The sequence below is a fragment of the Pseudoalteromonas maris genome (assembly GCF_049257235.1).
Classification (GTDB): domain Bacteria; phylum Pseudomonadota; class Gammaproteobacteria; order Enterobacterales; family Alteromonadaceae; genus Pseudoalteromonas.
Genome location: NZ_JBMMUF010000002.1, coordinates 53,145 through 74,535, shown reverse-complemented (window position 1 = coordinate 74,535; position 21,391 = coordinate 53,145). Strand labels below are relative to the sequence as shown.

Below are 21,391 nucleotides of genomic sequence, written 5' to 3'. Positions count from 1 at the left end.
TTACATCAATTATTTGCAGCACAATTTTTTAAGGAACCGCAATGGCAAATTATTTCAATTCCCTTTCTCTTCGCGAACAGCTGGCTCAGTTAGGCCAATGTGAATTTATGGATCGCAGCGAGTTTGCAGACGGCGTATCGGCGTTAATTGGGAAAAAACTGGTCATTGTAGGGTGTGGCGCTCAGGGCCTAAACCAAGGCCTAAACTTACGTGATTCTGGTCTTGATGTAAGTTATGCACTGCGTGAGTCTGCGATTACGGAGAAACGTCAATCCTTCCTTAATGCGTCAGAGAATGGCTTTATTGTTGGCACGTACGAAGAATTGATCCCTGATGCTGATCTAGTTCTGAACCTAACACCTGATAAACAGCACAGTAGTGTTGTTGATGCAATCATGCCACTGATGAAACAAGGTTCAACACTCGCGTACTCGCACGGTTTCAACATTGTCGAAGAAGGTAAGCAAATTCGTGATGACATCACGGTTATTATGGTTGCTCCGAAATGCCCTGGCTCTGAAGTGCGTGAAGAATACAAACGCGGCTTTGGTGTACCAACACTTATCGCAGTGCATCCAGAAAATGACCCTCAAGGCAAGGGGCTTGAGCAAGCTAAAGCTTATGCGGCGGGCACAGGTGGCGACCGCGCTGGGGTATTACTTTCTTCTTTTGTCGCAGAAGTAAAATCAGACCTTATGGGTGAGCAGACTATTTTGTGCGGAATGCTACAAACAGGCTCACTCCTGTGCTTCGACAAAATGGTCGAAAAAGGAATTGATGCTGGCTATGCCGCCAAATTAATTCAATATGGTTGGGAGGTGATCACCGAAGCACTGAAGCACGGCGGTGTGACCAATATGCTTGACCGTTTGAGCAACCCTGCAAAGCTAAAAGCATTTGCGCTTAGTGAAGAGTTAAAAACCATTATGCGTCCTTTGTACAACAAGCACATGGACGACATCATCAGTGGCGATTTTTCTTCTGGGATGATGGCTGATTGGGCAGAAGACGACGCAAAGCTATTAGGTTGGCGTGCTCAAACAGCTGAAACAGCGTTTGAAAAACAACAAAATTCTGATGTAACTATCAGCGAGCAAGAGTTTTTCGACAATGGTATTTTGATGGTTGCCATGGTTAAAGCCGGTGTTGAACTCGCATTTGAAACGATGACAGCTGCAGGCATCAAAGCGGAGTCTGCGTACTACGAGTCACTGCATGAAACACCGCTAATCGCCAATACCATTGCGCGTAAGAAATTATTTGAAATGAACCGTACAATTTCAGACACAGCAGAGTACGGGTGTTATTTATACAACCATGCCTGTTTGCCTTTGTTGCAACCATTTATGCAAAATATTGACACTGATGTGATTGGCCGCGGCCTTGATAGCACGGACAACGGCGTGGATAATCAAGCGCTTATTCAAGTAAATGATGCGCTGCGCAATCACCCAGTGGAAAAAATTGGCACACAGCTTCGCAGCTACATGTCAGCAATGAAGAAGATTGTGTGATCTCACAGTTCGCTTGTTAGAACCCAAGCCCAGTAGCCTAGCTCTGGGCTTTTTTGTGTTATCTGCCAAAAGCCGTTAACGCTTTGTAACAAAAACCTCCCCGCCCACAAAATTCACTGTCCTATACTTTTGAAAGGCGTGTAAATCGACATGAACCAACTAGACCAAAGCGGTGGAGGTCTTAATGAGAACATTAATTACCTGTATTTGTCCGGTTATCCTACTTCTAGGATGCAGCAGTACTGAAGTAAAGGAATTCTCCCAACCTCCCCTCATCACTTTAGAATCAAAAAGTTTCACTGCAACAGAGGTAGAGTCGCTCGATGAAATCTTTGCGCTAACAGACGAGATGAAATCGCAACTTGATGAAGCCTTTGCGCTGCGTAAAGGCGATCTCAGTGCGACAAAACGACTCATGATGTTTTTGCTCAACAATGGCGATAAAACAGTGCGCTACCAGAGCGGCGCGACACTTACCGCCGCACAAACATACCACCAGCTCAATGCAAATTGTTTGTCATTGTCTATTTTGGCCTACAGCATGGCTGAACATTTGGGTCTTAGGGCGCAAGTTCAGCGCGTTCATATTCCCGAATATTGGGCTTTAAATCGCGGTTATAACCTGCTCACTGGACATATCAACTTAAAACTTGATACCCCTAAACGCACACGTGGCAATGTCCTTGAGGTATATAATGCACAGCGCCAAGTGATTGTCGATTTTGCGCCCGATATATCAGGAACAGAGTTCAAAACAACGCCTATCTCCAAAGAGCGAGTGGCGGCAATGTATTACAACAATAAAGGCGCTAGTGCCCTGGTTAATAACGACCTGCCAACAGCATACAGCTACTTTAAAGCAGCCATTGATATCGACCCATATTACTCTGGCGGTTGGGGAAATTTGGGAATTTTGTTTCGCGTGGCAAGCGAATTCGATAATGCAGAAGCCGCATATGAATATGCCCTGGCAATTGATTCAAACAACAATACCGCACTGGGCAATTTGGCCATTCTTTATCGACTTACAGAGCGCGAAAATCAGGCAGAGGCTATCGAGTCGCAACTCGCACAAAAACGCAGAGAAAACCCTTACTATCAAATCGCCTTAGGCAATGAGAGTATTGTTAAGAAAGAATATTCAGCAGCGCTGCGCTACTTTAGAAAAGCCAGAGAGCTCGATGATAAAATTCATGAAAGCTATTTTGGCATTGCCCATACTTACTATTTAATGGGCGACATCAAAGCAGCTACAAAATATTTAAAAATGGCCCAGAAAACGGCGCAATTTGACTATGACAAAAAGCGTTATCAAGGCAAACTGGCGACACTGGGCCTTATCGCACAAAACCACTAATGTCGTCATCCAAACGCTTTTGCCAATTCACTATCCTATTTGTCCTATTGTTCTCACTAGGCCAGTGTGCCTTAGCGCAGCAAAGTAGGCATACTGAATCACCTTGGTATATTGATTTAGCAGTGCTCAGCTCCCCTTCCTTAGCAGGCAGAAAAGCGGGTAGCATAGGTGCTATTGATGCGGCGCACTATGTGCAACAGCGCTTGACACACATGGGGTACCTCGCACACATCCAGCCTTTTGAATTTAAAACCGGTTTCTTTTCCCAAGCAACTGGCCATAATGTGATCACAAGTAACTGCGCCAACCATTGTATTGTGATAAGTGCGCATCATGATCACCTAGGAACCAAAGGCACGAAAGTATATCCAGGTGTGAATGATAATGCGTCAGGCATCGCAGCGATGCTGTATTTAGCTGAAATCCTCAAGCCCCACAAAGAGCGCATAATCTTTGCCGCTTTTGATGCTGAAGAATCAGGCTTGCATGGCGCACATTACTTTGTGACTCAAGCGAATAAAGAATCACTGGCATTAAACATTAACTTGGATATGCTAAAACTTCCCAAAAAGCACAGCCGACTTTTCATTTTTACCCGCCAGCAGTTATGTCAATCCGCGCTAGACACACTCAACAATGATGCCATCAAAATTCAACTAGCTAAGTCCAATGCTGCAATCAATCGGCGCGTAAACGATGAACGAGTTGATTGGCTAAGAGCCAGTGATCATTGGGCCTTTGCTAAACAAAAGATCCCCTTTATCTTTGTCACAGGAGCGCATGACCCTCACTATCACAGCCCCACGGATAATCTCGACAATTTCAACCTCGAGCGCTTCGAAGACACGCTATTGCTGCTGAGTCAATTTACGGCTGAGTTGTTAACACCTCAGTGCAGTGATTCTGATGCTGCTTGATAAACTGCTCCTTGGCACTGCGACGTAATTTTTTGACCTGTGCTTCAAGCTTACACGCATCACTGCGGGTTCCTACAGGCATGGCAAAAACCAAGGTTAACGGCCCTTTACCTTTTAAGTTCTTTGCGCCCTTTCCTAATTGGTGTGCCTCAAAGCGCTTCGCGACATCATTACTGACTCCGGTATACCAATGCCCGAAACGTGTTTGCACAATATATAACCACCAATGTGATGATTTTTGTAAACTCATTAAACTAATTCTCTTTTATGCGGTCTGATTTACGATTTCGCGCTTTACCTTCAGTGCTGAATGGGTATCATGCTAACAACAATAAATAAGGACTGATAATCGAACATGCAGTGGTTTAAACAGTTTTCTGTGGTAGCGGCCATTATTATTGTATGCAGTAGTTTAAGTGCATGCTCTAGTTGGGTCTACCGTATCAATATTCCTCAGGGTAACTTTCTAGAACAATCTGATGTCGACAAACTTCGAGTCGACATGACTAAAGAACAAGTACTGTTCGTACTTGGCAAGCCAGTAGCGCAAGACGCGTTTGATAAAGATACATGGTATTACTTATATGCGTTTAATCTTGGCCGAGAGTTTGAGCAACGCAAACAACTAAAGCTTATCTTTGAAGACGAAAAGTTGGCTAATATCAGCTCAGAAGATTATGAGCGACCAGAGCAGTTTGATACGCCGCTCGAACAGTAATAAAAGTCCAATAAAAAACGCGACCTTGTGTCGCGTTTTTTATTGGCTGCATCTGAGCACATAGCTAGGGCGTGTTAACTTTGCCCCCAGTGATCTTGTTCGCTCGGCCCTCTTCTTTGGCTTTCTCTGCGCGGCGACGACGCGCTTCTTTAGGGTCGGCAATAAGTGGGCGGTAAATTTCGACTCGATCGCCTGCTTTGAGCTCTGTATCAAGCTTACAAGTACGATTCCACACGCCTAGGGTCAAACTTTTAATATCAATTTCTGGGCACTTGTCGACGATGCCTGATTTGAGCACGGCTTCTTCAGCTGTGCTTCCTTTGGGGATTTCTACGCGCAATACAGTTGCCTTATCAGGCAGTGCAAAGACAACTTCCACTTCAATCATTTATCGCTCTCCATACACAACTTTTGCGCGCTGGGTAAACGCTTGGACCATGCTTTTAGCTACTTCGTTAAACACCCTACCAAAAGCCATTTCTATCAGTTTACTGGCAAACTCAAACTCCAGCTTTAAGCACACTTTGCAGGCCTGGTCATCCAACACGTTAAACTGCCATTGACCATGCAGATGCTTAAACGGACCGTCAACCAACTCCAAAGCGATATTAAATTGTTGCGGGTTTAATGTATTTTCTGTGGTGAACCATTTTTTTAGGCCGGCTTTGGATATTTCCAGCCCCGCACGCATCTCATTTTCGCTCGAGGAGAATATTTTGGCATCACTGCAATGGGGCAAAAACTCAGGATACGCGTCAACATCGTTCACAAGGTCAAACATTTCTTGAGCGCTGTACATAACTAAAGCTGATTTTTCTATTTGTGGCATAACCTCTCCTCACAACAGCGCAATTCTAGCAAGCTTTGCACCGAGTCCCAAGAGGCATTGTGCAAAGGAACAATTCCCCCACAATAACCATGGTAAAACATTGTCACTGAACAACAAAAAACTGGTGTAAATAAGCAGACAATCAGTATAATGGCGCCATTATGGCAAAGAAAAAATCAGCAAAATCGAATTCAAATACCATCGCGCTCAATAAGAAAGCGCGTCATGAGTATTTTTTAACCGATAAATTTGAAGCTGGCCTTGAATTACAAGGCTGGGAAGTAAAGAGTATTCGCGCTGGTAAAGTGAATATCTCCGACACTTACATTCACCTTAAAAACGGCGAAGCGTTCCTCCTTGGCAGCCAAATTCAGCCACTAAATAGCGCATCAACACACGTTATTTGTGATCCCATGCGTTACCGTAAATTGCTACTCAGTAAGCGTGAAATTGATCGCCTCATTGGGGCAACAGAGCGCGAAGGCTATTCACTGGTAGCCACGGCAATGTACTGGAAGAAGTGCTGGGTTAAGCTTGAGTTCTACCTTGCTAAAGGTAAGAAAATGCATGACAAGCGCGCTGACACCAAAGAAAAAGATTGGGCCCGCGAGAAAGAGCGAACCATGAAACATAACGTACGATAAAGCGAGCACTAGCTCGCTTTTTTATTATCGAAAGATTAATACAGAAAAGGCCGCTATAGCGGCCTTTATTCATTATACAACTGGGGATTAACCGTAGGTATAAGACGATTGAATACCAAGCGGAATACCCATACCCCAGTAGGCAAGAAGGAACAGGCTCCAGCCCACTAAGAAAGCAAGTGAATACGGTAGCATCATCGCTATCAAGGTACCGATACCTGTATTTTTCACATACTTTTGACAGTACACCACTACAAGCGGAAAGTATGGCATCAATGGTGTGATGATATTAGAGCTTGAATCACCAACACGATATGCAGCTTGCGTCAAATCGGGTGATATATTCAATTGCATCAACATAGGCACAAATATTGGCCCTAACAGCGCCCATTTGGCTGAGCTTGAACCAACAAACAAGTTCACAAACGCAGTGAGGAATATAATACCAACAATCGTCACGCCACTCGGTAGCGACATTGCTTTTAATACCGCTGCACCTTCAATTGCTAACAATGCGCCAAGATTTGACTGCGCGAATGCGGCGATAAACAATGCACAGAAAAATGCCATGACGATGTAATACGCCATTCCTTCCATGGCCTTAGTCATGGCCATAATCATGTCTTTAGAGCTGGTAAATGTGCCCGCAACAAAGCCGTAGACTGCACCAGGTATCCAGAACAATAAGAAAATCAGCGGCACAATTGATTGCATAATTGGCGCGCTAAAATCGGCAAGTTTGCCATTATCTGCGCGCAGTGGTGAATCATCTAAACCCGCCACGTACGCCAATAAACCAAGACCGGCTATCATAACCGTTGTGGCGATAGCGAAGGCTTTCTTTTCTTTGCTTGTTGCTTGCTCAAAAGCGGGTAACTCATCGGTGTTACCATCAACATCAGAGCTCTTTAGGCGCGGCTCAATAATCTTATCAGTGATGTACCAACCTACTAACACAATGAAGATGCTTGAAAGTGAAGTAAAGTAGTAGTTATTAAGCGGGTTGATTTCCATTGTCGGATTAATAATTTGTGCCGCGCTTTGAGTGAAGCTTTGCAATAGTGGATCAATGCCCGATGGAATAAAGTTAGCGCTAAAGCCCCCACTCACCCCAGCAAACGCAGCGGCAATACCCGCTAGAGGATGTCGTCCCATCGCATAGAAAATAACCCCAGCAAGCGGGATAACAAGTACATAACCTGCATCCGTCGCCGTGTGCGATACAATCCCCACCAAAATAACCATAGGTGTAAGCAGTGCTTGCGGTGTGCGCTTTAGCATCAACTTAATACCGGTGTTGATATAGCCTGAGTGCTCGGCAACACCTACACCCAACATAGCCACTAACACTACACCCAAAGGTGCAAAGCCTGTGAAGGTTTTGACCATAGATGATAAGAATCCAGCTAACGCGTCACCGGTCAAAAGGTTATTAACAACGATAGGTGCATTAGTGCGTGGGTCAATGACGTCAAACGTCATGCCTGAGAATGCCCAAGAAAGCACCCAAATAAGTAGCATCGAGAATAAAAAAATCATTGCCGGATCAGGCAGCTTATTCCCTACATGCTCGATAGTATTTAGAAAGCGCGCGATTGCGCCGCTTGGTGCAGCTCCTTGCTGGTCACCATTGTTATTATTCATTGTGACTCCTAAATAACCCAAACTTTATTAAAACATTGAACACTCAAGTGTTTTATTCACCACTATCACTGTTCATGTATTTAATGTCATTGGTATGAATGTGCTGATATAAGCCAGCCAATATAAATTTGCACATGAAGACTACTGGAAAATTAACACAAAGGCTACATTTGCTCAGAAATGGTCAATGGCAGGCGTAAAGAAATGAGGGGAGGCTGTAAAGAGGTGGAAAATAAGGTTGGCTAGCCGCAACGGCTAGCTCCCGCGGGTAACTCTTGCTGGTTACCCCATCAAAGCTTTTTAGTTGGCAAGTGCTTTGACTTGCTCCCAGATAACAACCACATGATCTCGGTCTTCATCCGTTAGCTCACCGTTGTGATAAGCCTTCACTAGGCTTTCTTCTATTTTTTCGTTCAGCTGCTGAGCACTGAGGGCCAAGCCTTCAACTTGCGCATAACCGACTGCTAAGTCGAAATGACCGCGTAAGTAACCACCTGCAAACAGTTGGTCATCATCGGCATGCTCAACAAGATCATCAAAAAACTGCTGTGCTGCATCTACGTATTCTAAATAAGGCATTACTGCTCCTCATGGTGACCAACGGCGTAGAGCACGTGGTCATTAAAACCCGTGGTTACTTGAATGTAACCTGATAATTCGTCATCCAGCTCACTGTCGCCCGTATCGCAGATTAGCGGGCGGCCCTCAAGCGCTTGGAGCTTACTTTTTGTAGCAATTAAAATAATGTTTTCTTTGCCTATGGCACGAATAATCGTAGGGCTTAACTGCTGATTACCTCGGCCAAAGATATGTCCTTGCCCACCAATGAGTGTGATCACCAACTTGGTCGGCTTCTGCTGGCATGCATCGAGCAACTGTGCGGCGGTCATGTCTTGACCGATGAGTTCTTGGTTGTGCACCAGATCAACACCAAGCAGAGTATTTTCAAGGCCCATTTCTTCCATTACAGCCGCAACCGTTGAACCCGAACCCATCACATACTGCCAATCTTCATCCATCTCACTGACCACATGCGCTGCAATGTCAGCCAGTACTAACTCATCAATTTCTTTACCACCACCGTTTTTAACGGCTTGCACATAGCGCAATTCGCTTGGTACACGCATCTCGCCATAGCGCTTAGCGCGCACTGTACCTGCTCGAAATGCATCTTCGTCAATATCCATTACATCGCTATCTGCGAGGGTGACAAGTTCACCTTTAACCAGCATCTCAACAACACGTCCTGCCGCCTTTGGGGTAATCGCGTATACGCCCGAGTGAATTTTACACCCTGCAGGGATCCCTAACGCTGGCACTTTATCACTAATGGCCTGGCAAATATTGCGCGCTGTACCATCGCCTCCAGCAAACAAAATAAGGTCCACCCCTACATTCACTAGTGCCTGTGCAGCGGCGTGTGTATCTATCTCTGTCGTGGGTTCATTGCACTGATATACCACATCAACATTGAAACCCAGGTCTTTCGCCACGTACTCGCCCATAACAGCCGAGGCAGTATAAATTTGCAGTTGCTTTTGATGTGGTATCAATTGCTCCAGCGCAGCCTTTGCACGTAAATGTGATTTAGGCTCTGCACCTAAAGCTAAAGCTTTAGCGGCAGTTTCAGCGCCGTCACTGCCCTTTAGCGCAACACTGCCACCTAGTCCTGCGACCGGGTTAATGATAAAACCTAACTTAAACTGCATACTCAAGTTCCTCAGGTGCGTGCCACCCTACCTGCTCTAGCTTTAGTGGGTAAGGCTGTTGGTAAAAATCAGCCAGCGCTTTCATTAACTGTTGTGTGCGCTCATTGAAACCTTGGCTAATTAAGTTTGCTAACTTGTCGTAAACTCGTTGTTGAAAACGAAAACGACAGGTTTGCTCGCCACCGAGGTTGTCCGCGGAGACGTTAAACTTAAATCCAGCGCTCAAACACAACGCCCACTCAATGGCCTGTGGATGCACTTCAACATTTTCAAACTCACTTTGTTGCGCCAAGGAGCGCCCATCGGGGCAATACCAATACCCGTAATCTTCAAGTAACCGGCGCTTTTGACCTGCTACTAACCAATGTGCTATCTCATGCAGCGCACTGGCGTAAAAGCCATGGGCAAAGATGATACGATGATGATCGCAGTGCTCATCAGCTGGTAAGTAAACAGGCTCGTCGGAGCCACGCACAAGGCGTGTCTGATAAGAAGCAAAAAATGTTCGCTCAAAAATGGCGATTAGGTCGTCAATTTGATGCATAGCGTCACAGGGTTACAAAACTGAGCGCGATTGTACGTACTTTGAGTGGATTTGTAAAAAGCAGCAATACTAAAAAGGCGCACTACACAGTGCGCCTTTTTGACTAAACTCGCTGCCCAGGTATCGGCCCATGCTCAAGTTGCACATGAGGGTTTTGACCGCGCTGACGAAGTAGATGGTCCATTAAAGTAATGGCTAACATGGCTTCGGCGATAGGGATGGCACGAATACCAACACAGGGGTCGTGACGGCCTTTGGTGATCATCTCCACCGACTCGTTCTGTGTATTGATACTCTGACCGGGAACTGTGATGCTCGAGGTAGGTTTTAGTGCGATGCTAGCAACAATATCTTGACCTGTTGAAATGCCACCAAGCACACCACCCGCATGATTCGAGGTGAACCCTTGCGGTGTCAACTCATCACGATGCTGCGAACCTTTTTGCTCAACCACATCAAAACCATCACCAATTTCAACGCCTTTTACGGCATTAATACTCATCAGTGAATGAGCGATTTCTGCATCGAGGCGATCGAACACTGGCTCACCAAGTCCTACAGGCACACCTGTGGCAACAACCTTCACCTTTGCGCCGATAGAGTCACCTTCTTTTTTCAAATCGCGCATGTACTGATCGAGCGCATCGAGCTTTGCTGTATCAGGAAAGAAAAATGGATTTTGCTCTACCTCAGCCCAATCGTAATTTTCAGCCTTAATCGGACCTAATTGTGATAAACAGGCTTTGATTTCTATGCCATGAAACTGTTTTAGATATTTCTTTGCGATTGCACCGGCGGCAACACGAATTGCTGTTTCACGGGCCGACGAGCGCCCACCACCACGATAATCGCGAATACCGTATTTATGCCAATATGTGTAATCACCATGACCGGGACGAAACACGTCTTTAATTTTGCCGTAGTCTTTTGAGCGCTGATCCGTATTTTCAATGAGTAAACCAATACTTGTGCCTGTGGTTTTACCTTCAAATACTCCCGAGAGAATTTTAATTTGGTCATCTTCTCGGCGCGCCGTAGTGTATCGACTTTGTCCTGGTTTGCGACGGTCTAAATCGACTTGCAAGTCAGACTCATCGAGCTCCAAGCCTGCAGGACAACCATCTACAACCCCACCTAGTGCGAGACCATGGCTCTCACCAAAAGTGGACACTTTGAACAGTTGCCCAATACTATTTCCAGCCATACTTCATCCTCATTCCAAATGGCATAAAACGACACTAATCGTGATAACTACTCGCCAAAGTAGGCATCAAGATCAGCTTTAGAAATCATAAACACACCCAAACCGCCGTGCTCAAATTCAAGCCAAGTAAACGGCGCATCTGGATATAACTCATCCATATGTACCATAGAGTTGCCCACCTCAACAAATAACAAACCGTTATCTGTTAGATGTGCAGACGCCTTCGCCAGCAATTCCCGGGTTACATCTAAGCCGTCTTCACCTGAGGCTAGGCCTAGCTCAGGTTCATGATGAAACTCCTCTGGCAAATCAGCCATATCTTCAGCGTCAACATACGGTGGATTGGCAACAATTAAGTCATATTTTTCATCACCCACACCGCTAAACACATCTGACAGTATGGGCATAACACGGTCTTCTAAGTGATAACCCTGGATATTAAAGTCTGCGACAACCAAGGCATCTGGTGAAATATCCACAGCATCAACGAGTGCATTTTCAAAGGTTTGTGCAAGGGCTATGGCAATACAGCCCGAACCGGTACACATATCAAGTACGCGGGTAATATTTTTCGGTTCACTCACCCAAGGAGCGAACTGTTTATTAATCAACTCGCCAAATGGAGAGCGAGGCACAAGCACACGCTCATCCACATAAAATGGCATACCAGCAAAGTAAGCTTGATTGGTTAGGTAAGCCACTGGTGTGCGCTCGTTGATACGTCGTGATATTAATTCGCTCAGATGAACTTTTTCACTGCTAGTGAGGCGTGCTGCAAGTAACTCTTGAGGCGCATCCATTGGCAAGTGCAGCGCTGGCAACACCAATGAGACTGCTTCATCCCATGCGTTGTCTGTGCCGTGACCAAAAAAGATACCGTGGGCGCTAAATTGGCTGGTCGCCCAACGCAACCAATCACTAATGCTATGCATTTCCTGCTGAGCTTCTTGTAGTTCAGCGTCGCTAATAAGATTTTCGTTCATACTGTGTGGCAATTTTTGCTTGTTAATTGAAGACATTGTAGCGTGTTTAGCGCTAGGTTTTTACGCTTTTTTTGGCTAAACTCTCGGCCATGAACAAAGAGCACACTCCCCAAGATGCAAACAGCGATTTATCAGACGATGATATCGCCCTGTTTCGTCAAACGATAGGCACAACAAAGCGGGTCAAAAACGACACCGTGCGCTTGAGTGCCCAACACAAAAAGCACATTGGACAGCGCCAACAAATTGAGCGTCAAAGCAAAACAGAATTTTACTTTTCCGATGAATATATTCCCGACATCGACACTCATGGCACCATCAGTTATGTCAAAGAGGGAGAAAGCACCTACCTAGCGAAACAATTACGACGCGGTGATTACTCACCTGAACTTATCTTAGATTGCCACGGCATGAGTAAAGAAACAGTCAAATTGGAGCTAGCAGCGCTTATTAGCGCGTGTAAAAAACAGCACGTGCAGTGTGCGTGTGTGGTTCATGGTATAGGTGAGCGTATTTTAAAACACAAAGTGCCGCAGTATTTAGTGCAGCACCCAGATGTTCTCGCAATGCATCAAGCTCCCCTTGAATACGGCGGTAAAGGTGCAGTGGTCATCTTAATTGACCTACCCGTAGATGTAAGCCCGCTACTCTAAGATAAAATGCGCAGCGCAGCCGATTAGGTTGCGCTTACACACTCTACTTCAAAATGCTCCGATAACTTCAAGACATCACCTTCACTGAGCGGTTTTGAGAAATAGTACCCCTGCACCACAAAGCAGTTATTCGCCTTTAAAAAGTCAACTTGCGCTTTGGTCTCCACACCTTCAGCCACGACGTTAAGATTTAGCTTTTGCGCCATGGCTATAATTGCAGCGGTGATCTCCATATCATTCGGGTCATCAGGAATATCTTGAACAAATGAACGGTCAACTTTAAGCACGTCTACTGGGAATTTTTTCAAATAACTTAAAGACGAGTAGCCCGTCCCGAAGTCATCAATCGAAATCGACACTCCCAAACGCTTAATCTCGTGTAATTGGCTAATAGCGGTTTCCACATCCCCCATCAACATACTTTCAGTTAACTCTAAGTGCAGATTTTTAGGTGACACATGCGTTTCTCTTAACACACTGGCCAACATAGGAACCAAATTCGCATCTTGGAACTGACGTACAGACAAGTTCACGGAAATATTAGACTCGAGTCCAAGCTGTGAACGACGGGCAGAGAAGCAGCACGCTTCACGTAGCACCCATTCACCAAGCTCTACAATAAGCCCTGTTGCTTCAGCGATAGGAATGAACTTGACCGGTGAAATAGCCCCACGACTTGGGTGTACCCAGCGGATCAGCGCCTCAAAACCTAATATTTTACCCGAGCGACTATCGACCTGAGGTTGGTAGTTAAGGTGGAATTGCTTATCACGAATGCCCTGACGCAGTTCGTTTTCGATGTACAAACGCTCGTTCGCAGCAGCATTAAGTTCTCGCGAGTAGAAGTGATGCGTATTTTTGCCCTTAGCTTTGGCCTCATACATGGCTAAGTCCGCGTGTTTGAGAAGTTGGTCCTCCTCACTACTGTCATCCGGTGCCATAGTAATACCAATACTTGCACTGATGATAACTTCATTATTACCAAGCAAAATAGGCTGATTCAGAGTACGTTGAATGGTGTTGGCAACCTCAGCTGCTCGCTCGTAATTTTCTATACCGCTAAGCAACACAGCAAATTCATCGCCACCTAAGCGGGCAATGGTATCTTCAGTACGTAATCGATTTTTCAATCGGTTTGCCACTTCGATCAACAGTTGGTCCCCAATATCATGACCAAGGGTATCGTTGATGCGTTTGAATTCGTCTAAATCAAAGTAGAACAACGCGAATGCATAATGGCCACGCTCCGCCAACGCCATAGACTTGCGCAACTGCATGCGGAAGAACGTTCTGTTTGCAAGGCCAGTTAAGGTGTCGAAATAAGCCAACTGTTCCATCTTACGCTGACTTTCTTTAACAAAAGAAATGTCCTGTGCTGATACCACGTAGCTATTCACCTCGCCATCTTCATCTCGAATTGGCGAGATACTCAACGACACCCATAAGGCGCTGCCACTGGCTTGCTCGAGCATCGTGTCGCCACGCCAATAGTTGCGTGTTCTTAAATCGTACTCGATGTCATCTGTGAAAATAGCCATTTCTTTGGCAATGACACTGAGCAAGGTGGCATCTGTAAAGTGATCCTCATCAAAGCCCGTCATATCCATCATTTTCGGGTTGACGTACTCAATTTGTAATTGTCGATTAGTAATGAGTACACCCGTACCAGAGTGAGCAACCGCCTTTGACAAACGATTAGCAGCTTGCTCAGCGATCTCTTTTTCTTTGATACGTTGATTAAGGCCGCGAATGGTGTTGCTCAGCTCCACACTCATGTCTTTAAAAGAACCGTTGAGTACACCAATTTCATCCTTACTCTCTGGTGGGAATTGCGTATCCATTTTGCCACGCCCAAAACTAGACACTGCATCCACAAGCAAATAGATACGGCTTAACACGAGTTGATATAATGCTTGGTGCAACAACAGCGCTACGAGCACAGCGTATAAAATAAACAGGCCTAAAAACTTTATTTCCAATGCCTGCAAAGCCTCTAGGGCACTCGATTGTTTACGATAGATACCAACATACCAATCCAATCCGTCTACTTTGCGCACACTGGTAAGGTAATTTTCATCCTGATATTCAAATGGTTCCGTGATGGTAGGCAGTTTAAGCCTTGTGGCATCGGTGACAATTTCCACTAATTTAGGGTTCATGAAGTCCGACATACGCAGGCGTTTACCTTCTTTGCCGTACTCCAGATAGGTGCTCTGATCAATCTTTGGATGAGCAAGTAGCTGGCCTTTTGAGTCAACAACAAACATTTGTTGCTGTTCATCATCTAATGGCAGAAATCGTAGCAAGGCTTCAAGCTCAACATCAGCACCAGTTAAAGCGACATGCTTATCCCCTTGGTATATAGGTGTAACAATACTTTTTACCCACTTACCCCAAACCTGATCGTAATAAACAGGTGACCAAATCGCTAACCTATTAGGGTTATTATCTTGCCCCGCTCGGCTAAAATTGATGACATTATTAGCTCGATAATCTGCGGGCACATCCAATGCCCAATTTGGAGGTGAAATACGTACAAAACTGTCTTCGGTGAGCAGATAAAAGTTAAAAAATTCTTGTGTAAGAGTTGGCGAGATAAACTGCCATAACGCCTCTGAACGGGCAAACAATTGCTGGTAATACTGGTTGTAATTTTCTTTGGGAATAACTGCTGCGGACAAACCATCTTGAGAGACGCTACGCAGAGTGAGATCATCTGTAGACATAAAGTTAGGAGCAAAGACACTGAGCTCGGTGTTTTCTGCGTCATTAAATAATGCACGACTCACCACAGCATTCGCTTGTTCAGCGATGTTAACCTTGGTTTCTATAGCCTGTTCAAAATGATTGATAAAACGTGCGCTATACAGATTGAGCTGCTCACTCTCTTCGAACATCAATTGCTTTTGCTCAGATTTAAGCATAAATAGTGCAGCGAAAATCCCAGCAATCAAACAAATAGCTGAAATCAAAGCGGAGAGCTTGATGCTTAACGAATGTATGCCAAAGCGCGAAGGTGGACGCCTATAAACCACAGCCGATCCTTTTTAAGTATCTGGTTTTATTATTCTTACCGACTAGCAAATATAACAGCCATAGCGTACATGTATACACCTTTTTTACGCAGACCCCAGTCAAAAAGTGAGAAAAATAGTACAAAAGAACCAATTAGGCGCCCTCCCGTGCAGCTATTAGGCACAAAAACGCAATAATACCTTTACCTTACATTAGACCTAAATTACCTAATTTGGAAACTTTCACTCTCAAAGTGAATTAAATTATTTTACACCCAAACAACTATTGACTTAGTACCTGCTCAAACAGTAGATTGGAGCTATGAACATATTATCTTTCGTATTCTTTCGCTTTTTTATTCTCCACCCCGTTTGAGGGAGGCGCGAACGAGTACGTGAAGTTCACACATATTCTAAAGCCTCCCAAGCGGGAGGCTTTTTTGTTTTGGGAATGAGGAAACCAAATAATGACTAACGATACGCTGCAAGCGCTACGTCGAGATATCAACGAAATAGACTCTGAGCTACTGATACTGTTGGCCAAAAGACGCCGCATTAGCCACTCTGTAGTAGAGTATAAAATAGCGAATAACAAACCGATTCGCGACGAAGCCAGAGAGCAAGAGCTACTAGAAAAGCTTATTAATTATGGTAAATCACTCGGCCTTGACGCTTATTACATCAACAGTGTTTTTCAGCGCGTTCTGGAAGACTCAGTGCTGCATCAGCAAGCCATGTTGCAGCAAAATCTTAACCCTGAACTATTGGGTGAAACGAATCGGGTTGCTTATTTAGGTGGACAAGGTTCATATTCTCAATTGGCGGTGCACAAATACTTTAGTCGCCGTCCTGGTAAGTTAATAGAAATGGGATGTGCACAATTTGATGAGATCACAGGTGCGGTGGAAAAAGGCCAGGCCGACTTTGGCGTTCTGCCAATAGAAAATACAAGTTCAGGCAGTATCAATGAGGTGTTCGATTTACTGCAACACGCTCAAGTGTCGATTGTCGGAGAAGTTACCCACAGCGTTGAGCATTGCTTGCTGGTAAAACCGGGCACTGAACTTGAAGATATCACTAAATTATTCGGCCACCCCCAACCTTTTGCTCAATGCAATCGTTTCATACAGGGGTTAGCAGACGTACAGCTAGAAAACTGTGATTCCACGACCAGCGCCATGAAAGCAGCATTAAATTGCGATAATAGCGCAGCCATTGGTTCAGCTGAAGCGGGTAAGCACCTTGGCTTAGAAGTATTGAAAACTGGCATCGCAAACCAAAGTGAAAACCATAGCCGCTTCATCGTAGTTGCACGCAAGGCAATGCAGGTATCAACGCAAATCCCTACCAAAACCACCCTTATTATGGCGACTGAGCAACATGTTGGCTCCCTTGCTGATGCGCTAATGGTATTCAAGGAGCATGGTATTAACATGGTGAAGCTTGAATCACGTCCAGTACCTGGTAATCCTTGGGAAGAAGTATTCTATGTCGATCTCATTGCTAACCTTGCACAACCAAAAGTTCAAGGTGCACTTGAAGCGCTAAAAGATCACACCCAGTTCGTGCGTATCTTAGGCTGTTATCAAAGTGAATCTCTGCAAGCAGTTGAAGTAAAATAAAAGGGTAAGGCCGAGGGATTCCAAATCGGTTTCCTCGGCTACTATCACCATGATGACGATGTATCCATTTTATAAGCACATAATCATCACTGTGGTGATTATGCTTTTACCCATGAAGGCTTTTACCAAAACAATGACATCCCCTTCTATCAGTGTTCAATTATGGTCGGTTAAAGATGAGCTAAAAGCGGATTTCCATGGTACGCTCACCGCCTTGGCTAATATGGGCTTTGAGGGTGTTGAATTTGCAGGCGACTTTGGCCCTTATGCGAGCAATCCGCAGCAGTTACATACACTGCTCAGTTCACTGGGGTTACAAGCGAGCAGTGCTCATGTCGGCTTTGACCAATTAAGTAGCGAAACCATAAACAGCACACTGCACTTTTACAAAACTCTGGGAGTCACCTCGTTGTACATTCCTTGGGATGAGCGCGCATGGGACAAGGATAAAATTGACGAATTCATAACACAGTTAAATGCGGTTCATAAAACAGCGCAGCAACTCGATATGGAGATCGGATTCCATAATCATGACAAAGAGTTTTTACAATTTGGCGATACCACGTACTGGCAACACATTGCCGATAATACGACGGCTTCTGTGCCATTACAGCTAGATATTGGCTGGGTTCACTATGCCAAACAAAACGCCATCAAATTGATCAAAGCCTACCCAAAGCGAACTCGCTCCGCGCATCTAAAAATAGTAGCCAAAGACAACTCTTTGAGTCCTATCTTGGGAGACAACGGTTTTGCATGGGAGAATATCATTACTTCATTGCGTAATGATGGTCACACACAGTGGCTCGTGGTGGAGCAAGAGCAATATCCACAAGGGATGAGCGCGCTGCAAAGCGTTGACGCATCTAAACGTGCTTTGGATAGAATTTTGTTTCTATCGACAAAATAATAAAAATAATTTAAATCAGCATCTTACACGCCATTAAATGCATTTGGTGGTGACATCAAGTTTTTTATCTCTAGCAACGCCTGCACGAATGCGATCACACACAACGCGTGCCTCGCTATCAGTTAACCCCCAGACAATAATGGCTCCTTTGCGGTCATCATTCTTGCCTGTTAGATGCACGTATCGCGTGCGTGCAGGCTGCTCTTCCAACAGGTCTTGATAGCGACTTTCAATAGTTTCTTGGCAAGTGAAGGTGGCCTGCGAGCAATATTGATCTGCGACACAATGTTGCAACGCCTCTTTAACTAGATTCTCATCACACTGCGCGTCTTTATAGTTATGAGCAACCGCAATAAGCTCTATTTCCCTGCTTGCTATTTTGTATTTAACCAGCGCCTTCGCGTAAACCATTTCTCTATCGTGGTGTGACGGAGCGCCTTTGAACTCATAGAGGTAAAACACTGCAATACCGATAAAAAGTAGCGCGATTATCTGTTTCATCTGCTTCATTCTTCCTTGAAATACAATCAAAAACACCTTTTGGGTACAGTGACATTATTACCAATCGCCTCATGAGATGCCAGTGCTTTTTATCCATTTTTAACCTCTCGATGAAACCCAAGGAGACATACGGCCTGAAATGCACAAATAATAAACAAAGACTATACTGAGGGTGTTCTAAGGAGTGCGCTATGATTAAAAAGCCAGCCTTTTATAGAAGCCATGACAGCGTAATATACGTATCGTTTCGCTGTGCGCACAACTCACGATCTACACTACTTGGATCAACTTCTGAGGATAACCGACAACACAGCGCAACAGTCATTAAACTCAACTCACATAAGAAAAATAACTCCTAGGGCGTGTTGTCGCCGGTAACCAATTAGTTAGATGAATTTCTCCCTCAGTAACCCCCTGTTTAACCTCAATGAAGGGGCACTCATACTAGGCGTTATCCCAAAGGAATTATTGCTAAATATCGAACTATAATTACATTATGTTGACCCTGACTTAGTGCTCAACGCAAAGGGATATAGCGAGTCCACCGATGCATGGCAACACAAGCAAAGGAGCGTTTAGTCATGAGTAAATTAATCTCTAGCGTTTGCGGTATTTTATGTTATTTGGTTGGGCTTGGTGGTCTCAGCGCCTTTATGCTATTTATGGGTGGATGGAGTTTTCTTCCTATTCATATAAACTCGCGCCCACTTTCAGAGGACACCGGCGTTGCCATCGCAATTAACTTAGCCATTTTGCTCTTGTTTGCCTTGCATCACAGCATTGCTGCACGAAGTAGCTTTAAAGAAAAAATAACTCAGTTCATCTCTCCCGCACTCGAACGCAGTCTCTATGTGTTAGTGTCTGGATTATTTATGTTGGCGTTTTGTTTCTACTGGCAGCCCGTCACAGGGGTTATATGGCACACTGAAAATGAATTTCTGGTGAGTGTTTTGCGGGGGATTCACATCTTCGGTTGGCTCTTCTTAGTGGCAGCGACATTCGAGATCGATCACTTTCACCTGATGGGTCTAAAACAAAGTATTTCTATGAACCCTAATGAAGGGAACCAATTTAAAGAAGTGTGTTTATATAAAATTGTTCGCCACCCTATTCAAACTGGAATTCTACTCGGAATGTGGGCCACTCCCTACATGAGCATGACGCAGTTTATGTTGTCTTTGGGATTCACAATCTACATCTTTATCGGCTTATATTTCGAAGAGAAATCACTCATACACCGCTTTGGTGACGTATATATGGATTACAAAAGAAGAGTACCGGCGGTGGTCCCGTTTTTGAAAATACCTTAGCTTGCCCAATGGGCATTAACAGCGCTAACTTACATTGAGTAAACATCGCTCTATGGGTTATGCTGAAACAGCCCCGTTGGGACGCTCCTACATTACCCTAATCCAATACCTTTGCGTCATTAGCCTTGTTCAATAACGCCCGACTTTGGCGTAAGAACACATCGCTAGCATCACTGAAGAAATGTTTTGCATCATTAAATGCCGCTATCAAAGCATCTTTATCACGATCTCTGAGCATGCTGAGCGTTTGCTCATACGTATTTTGATACGCTTCTAATAGTGGCTCTACCCGGTCAAATTGAGCAAGCATGATATCGCTGTATAACTCAGGGCTTTGTGCGAATAGGCGCCCTACCATCATCAACTCGAGCTGGTAGATTGGCGATGAACAATCACGGATTTCTTGTAAACTATGCTCTTGGCGAGCAAGGAACTGGCCGTAAACAAACGTGGTTAAGTGGCGCATCACCTGAATAATTTGCATTGCCTCATCGTGTTTACGCGCGCTCATTTGTACAAGCTGACATCCCCACACTTTTAATTGTGCAATTAATGCGTCTGCTGATGCACTTGGACGACCAGGACACACCACCACGGTTTGTTTCACCCAGTGACTAATATCTGGCCCAAACATTGGGTGCAATCCCAACACGGGGCCACTGTGCTTTTGTTTAAGCGCTGCAATCGGTTTTTCTTTAACCGAGGTAATATCAACCAACAACGCATCATCATCGAGCCTAGGGAGCGCTTCAACGACCTTCTCAACAGCGTTGATAGGCACACTGACAATCACACATTTTGCCCCAGAGATAATTTGCTCAGCTTGTCCACGTTGCTGCTCTTGTTTATCAAGGATGCGAACTTCAAGACCACTTCTTTGTAGTTGTTTAGCAAATAACTGGCCCATTGAGCCACGACCACCGACTATTACAACCGGGCTAAGCTCAGGACACACGCAGGCAAGCTCACTTTGTTGGTTCTGATACGCTTCACGCATCATGCGACGTAAAATGTCTTCAACTAAGTCGGGGTTAACGCCTGCTTGTTGCGCTTGCTCTCTGCGAGCAGCAACTAATGTGGCCTCACGTTCTGGCGCATGAAGGGCTTCGCCGTAGCGCTGCTTTACTTTACCAACTTGCTCGGTAATGTTATTACGCTTGGCTAAAAGACGGACTAATTCACTGTCGCAGGCATCTATTTCACTGCGTAACTGGGCTAACTGCTGCTCGGCTGACATAGTGTAAACTTATAATTACATGTGGAAATTATTTATTACACCGATACTAACATATTCGAAGCTTATGAGAAGAGGAAACTG

General features: G+C 44.9%; 21 protein-coding genes. 9 read left to right on the top strand and 12 right to left on the bottom strand.

Annotated elements, in window-relative coordinates; translation table 11 throughout:
• The first annotated feature begins 41 nt into the window (after positions 1-41).
• From ilvC to AAEU32_RS03360, 3 genes are all read left to right on the top strand, one after another.
• Positions 42-1,514, top strand: a complete 1,473-nt coding sequence (gene ilvC, locus AAEU32_RS03370) for a ketol-acid reductoisomerase (RefSeq protein ID WP_421969121.1) — start codon at positions 42-44, stop codon at positions 1,512-1,514.
• A 184-nt stretch (positions 1,515-1,698) separates the two neighbouring features.
• Entirely contained in the window at positions 1,699-2,871 is a 1,173-nt protein-coding gene (locus AAEU32_RS03365; RefSeq protein ID WP_421969120.1) for a tetratricopeptide repeat protein, read from the top strand.
• Complete coding sequence (locus AAEU32_RS03360; protein WP_421969119.1) at positions 2,871-3,788, top strand: M28 family peptidase; 918 nt, start codon at positions 2,871-2,873, stop codon at positions 3,786-3,788. Before AAEU32_RS03365 ends, AAEU32_RS03360 begins: the two co-directional genes overlap by 1 nt.
• Here the strand turns inward: AAEU32_RS03360 and AAEU32_RS03355 are convergent.
• Positions 3,739-4,038: a GIY-YIG nuclease family protein gene (locus AAEU32_RS03355; protein WP_421969118.1), complete on the bottom strand. Its 300-nt coding sequence runs from the start codon at positions 4,036-4,038 to the stop codon at positions 3,739-3,741. The genes AAEU32_RS03360 and AAEU32_RS03355 overlap by 50 nt on opposite strands.
• A gap of 105 nt (positions 4,039-4,143) precedes the next feature.
• Here AAEU32_RS03355 and AAEU32_RS03350 point away from each other — a divergent pair, with 105 nt between their 5' ends.
• Positions 4,144-4,506 (top strand): outer membrane protein assembly factor BamE, encoded by a 363-nt coding sequence (locus AAEU32_RS03350; protein ID WP_421969117.1) that lies wholly within the window; start codon positions 4,144-4,146, stop codon positions 4,504-4,506.
• A gap of 64 nt (positions 4,507-4,570) precedes the next feature.
• On the opposite strand, the gene AAEU32_RS03345 is transcribed toward AAEU32_RS03350, so the two are convergent.
• Positions 4,571-4,894, bottom strand: a complete 324-nt coding sequence (locus AAEU32_RS03345) for an RnfH family protein (protein WP_421969116.1) — start codon at positions 4,892-4,894, stop codon at positions 4,571-4,573.
• On the bottom strand, positions 4,895-5,335 hold the full coding sequence (locus AAEU32_RS03340; protein WP_421969115.1) for a type II toxin-antitoxin system RatA family toxin: 441 nt from the start codon (positions 5,333-5,335) through the stop codon (positions 4,895-4,897).
• Positions 5,336-5,496: 161 nt separating this feature from the next.
• On the opposite strand from AAEU32_RS03340, the gene smpB reads away from it, so the two are divergent.
• Entirely contained in the window at positions 5,497-5,979 is a 483-nt protein-coding gene (gene smpB / locus AAEU32_RS03335) for an SsrA-binding protein SmpB (RefSeq protein WP_421969114.1), read from the top strand.
• Between the two features lie 87 nt (positions 5,980-6,066).
• Here the strand turns inward: smpB and AAEU32_RS03330 are convergent, their stop codons facing one another.
• The 6 genes from AAEU32_RS03330 to prmB all read right to left on the bottom strand — a co-directional run bounded on the left by AAEU32_RS03330 (position 6,067) and on the right by prmB (position 12,063).
• A complete protein-coding gene (locus AAEU32_RS03330) occupies positions 6,067-7,623 on the bottom strand; it encodes an AbgT family transporter (protein WP_421969113.1) in 1,557 nt (518 codons plus the stop codon).
• A 300-nt stretch (positions 7,624-7,923) separates the two neighbouring features.
• Positions 7,924-8,202 carry a YfcL family protein gene (locus AAEU32_RS03325; RefSeq protein ID WP_421969112.1) on the bottom strand — a complete coding sequence of 93 codons (279 nt, stop codon included), beginning with the start codon at positions 8,200-8,202 and terminating at the stop codon, positions 7,924-7,926.
• Positions 8,202-9,332 (bottom strand): ATP-NAD kinase family protein, encoded by a 1,131-nt coding sequence (locus AAEU32_RS03320; RefSeq protein ID WP_421969111.1) that lies wholly within the window; start codon positions 9,330-9,332, stop codon positions 8,202-8,204. Before AAEU32_RS03320 ends, AAEU32_RS03325 begins: the two co-directional genes overlap by 1 nt.
• Positions 9,322-9,876 (bottom strand): elongation factor P hydroxylase, encoded by a 555-nt coding sequence (locus AAEU32_RS03315; RefSeq protein ID WP_421969110.1) that lies wholly within the window; start codon positions 9,874-9,876, stop codon positions 9,322-9,324. The genes AAEU32_RS03320 and AAEU32_RS03315 overlap by 11 nt, the downstream gene beginning before the upstream one ends.
• Positions 9,877-9,979: 103 nt before the next feature.
• Positions 9,980-11,080: a chorismate synthase gene (gene aroC / locus AAEU32_RS03310; protein WP_421969109.1), complete on the bottom strand. Its 1,101-nt coding sequence runs from the start codon at positions 11,078-11,080 to the stop codon at positions 9,980-9,982.
• Positions 11,081-11,127: 47 nt separating this feature from the next.
• On the bottom strand, positions 11,128-12,063 hold the full coding sequence (gene prmB, locus AAEU32_RS03305) for a 50S ribosomal protein L3 N(5)-glutamine methyltransferase (RefSeq protein ID WP_421969406.1): 936 nt from the start codon (positions 12,061-12,063) through the stop codon (positions 11,128-11,130).
• A gap of 89 nt (positions 12,064-12,152) precedes the next feature.
• Here prmB and smrB point away from each other — a divergent pair, with 89 nt between their 5' ends.
• Entirely contained in the window at positions 12,153-12,716 is a 564-nt protein-coding gene (gene smrB / locus AAEU32_RS03300; protein ID WP_421969405.1) for an endonuclease SmrB, read from the top strand.
• 23 nt (positions 12,717-12,739) lie between these two features.
• On the opposite strand, the gene AAEU32_RS03295 is transcribed toward smrB, so the two are convergent.
• Positions 12,740-15,751, bottom strand: a complete 3,012-nt coding sequence (locus AAEU32_RS03295) for a bifunctional diguanylate cyclase/phosphodiesterase (protein ID WP_421969108.1) — start codon at positions 15,749-15,751, stop codon at positions 12,740-12,742.
• 446 nt (positions 15,752-16,197) lie between these two features.
• On the opposite strand from AAEU32_RS03295, the gene AAEU32_RS03290 reads away from it, so the two are divergent.
• Together AAEU32_RS03290 and AAEU32_RS03285 are read left to right on the top strand one after the other, a co-directional pair.
• On the top strand, positions 16,198-17,352 hold the full coding sequence (locus tag AAEU32_RS03290; protein ID WP_421969107.1) for a chorismate mutase: 1,155 nt from the start codon (positions 16,198-16,200) through the stop codon (positions 17,350-17,352).
• Between the two features lie 112 nt (positions 17,353-17,464).
• A complete protein-coding gene (locus AAEU32_RS03285; protein WP_421969106.1) occupies positions 17,465-18,262 on the top strand; it encodes a sugar phosphate isomerase/epimerase family protein in 798 nt (265 codons plus the stop codon).
• Between the two features lie 33 nt (positions 18,263-18,295).
• Here AAEU32_RS03285 and AAEU32_RS03280 read toward each other — a convergent pair whose 3' ends face one another.
• The gene (locus AAEU32_RS03280) at positions 18,296-18,763 is read right to left on the bottom strand and encodes a hypothetical protein (protein WP_421969105.1); all 468 of its coding nucleotides are present in this window, start codon (positions 18,761-18,763) and stop codon (positions 18,296-18,298) included.
• 581 nt (positions 18,764-19,344) lie between these two features.
• Between AAEU32_RS03280 and AAEU32_RS03275 the strand changes: the two genes are divergently transcribed.
• A complete protein-coding gene (locus AAEU32_RS03275; RefSeq protein ID WP_421969104.1) occupies positions 19,345-20,073 on the top strand; it encodes a methyltransferase family protein in 729 nt (242 codons plus the stop codon).
• A gap of 97 nt (positions 20,074-20,170) precedes the next feature.
• On the opposite strand, the gene tyrA is transcribed toward AAEU32_RS03275, so the two are convergent.
• Positions 20,171-21,310, bottom strand: coding sequence for a bifunctional chorismate mutase/prephenate dehydrogenase (gene tyrA, locus AAEU32_RS03270; RefSeq protein ID WP_421969103.1), 1,140 nt, complete (start codon positions 21,308-21,310; stop codon positions 20,171-20,173).
• Between the last annotated feature and the right edge of the window lie 81 nt (positions 21,311-21,391).

Excerpts from the sequence above, each read along its gene's own strand:
- ilvC (WP_421969121.1), top strand. The coding sequence starts at position 42 with ATGGCAAATTATTTCAATTCCCTTTCTCTTCGCGAACAGCTGGCTCAG.
- AAEU32_RS03365 (WP_421969120.1), top strand. The coding sequence starts at position 1,699 with ATGAGAACATTAATTACCTGTATTTGTCCGGTTATCCTACTTCTAGGA.
- AAEU32_RS03360 (WP_421969119.1), top strand. The coding sequence starts at position 2,871 with ATGTCGTCATCCAAACGCTTTTGCCAATTCACTATCCTATTTGTCCTA.
- AAEU32_RS03355 (WP_421969118.1), bottom strand. The coding sequence starts at position 4,038 with ATGAGTTTACAAAAATCATCACATTGGTGGTTATATATTGTGCAAACA.
- AAEU32_RS03350 (WP_421969117.1), top strand. The coding sequence starts at position 4,144 with ATGCAGTGGTTTAAACAGTTTTCTGTGGTAGCGGCCATTATTATTGTA.
- AAEU32_RS03345 (WP_421969116.1), bottom strand. The coding sequence starts at position 4,894 with ATGATTGAAGTGGAAGTTGTCTTTGCACTGCCTGATAAGGCAACTGTA.
- AAEU32_RS03340 (WP_421969115.1), bottom strand. The coding sequence starts at position 5,335 with ATGCCACAAATAGAAAAATCAGCTTTAGTTATGTACAGCGCTCAAGAA.
- smpB (WP_421969114.1), top strand. The coding sequence starts at position 5,497 with ATGGCAAAGAAAAAATCAGCAAAATCGAATTCAAATACCATCGCGCTC.
- AAEU32_RS03330 (WP_421969113.1), bottom strand. The coding sequence starts at position 7,623 with ATGAATAATAACAATGGTGACCAGCAAGGAGCTGCACCAAGCGGCGCA.
- AAEU32_RS03325 (WP_421969112.1), bottom strand. The coding sequence starts at position 8,202 with ATGCCTTATTTAGAATACGTAGATGCAGCACAGCAGTTTTTTGATGAT.
- AAEU32_RS03320 (WP_421969111.1), bottom strand. The coding sequence starts at position 9,332 with ATGCAGTTTAAGTTAGGTTTTATCATTAACCCGGTCGCAGGACTAGGT.
- AAEU32_RS03315 (WP_421969110.1), bottom strand. The coding sequence starts at position 9,876 with ATGCATCAAATTGACGACCTAATCGCCATTTTTGAGCGAACATTTTTT.
- aroC (WP_421969109.1), bottom strand. The coding sequence starts at position 11,080 with ATGGCTGGAAATAGTATTGGGCAACTGTTCAAAGTGTCCACTTTTGGT.
- prmB (WP_421969406.1), bottom strand. The coding sequence starts at position 12,063 with ATGAACGAAAATCTTATTAGCGACGCTGAACTACAAGAAGCTCAGCAG.
- smrB (WP_421969405.1), top strand. The coding sequence starts at position 12,153 with ATGAACAAAGAGCACACTCCCCAAGATGCAAACAGCGATTTATCAGAC.
- AAEU32_RS03290 (WP_421969107.1), top strand. The coding sequence starts at position 16,198 with ATGACTAACGATACGCTGCAAGCGCTACGTCGAGATATCAACGAAATA.
- AAEU32_RS03285 (WP_421969106.1), top strand. The coding sequence starts at position 17,465 with ATGAAGGCTTTTACCAAAACAATGACATCCCCTTCTATCAGTGTTCAA.
- AAEU32_RS03280 (WP_421969105.1), bottom strand. The coding sequence starts at position 18,763 with ATGAAACAGATAATCGCGCTACTTTTTATCGGTATTGCAGTGTTTTAC.
- AAEU32_RS03275 (WP_421969104.1), top strand. The coding sequence starts at position 19,345 with ATGAGTAAATTAATCTCTAGCGTTTGCGGTATTTTATGTTATTTGGTT.
- tyrA (WP_421969103.1), bottom strand. The coding sequence starts at position 21,310 with ATGTCAGCCGAGCAGCAGTTAGCCCAGTTACGCAGTGAAATAGATGCC.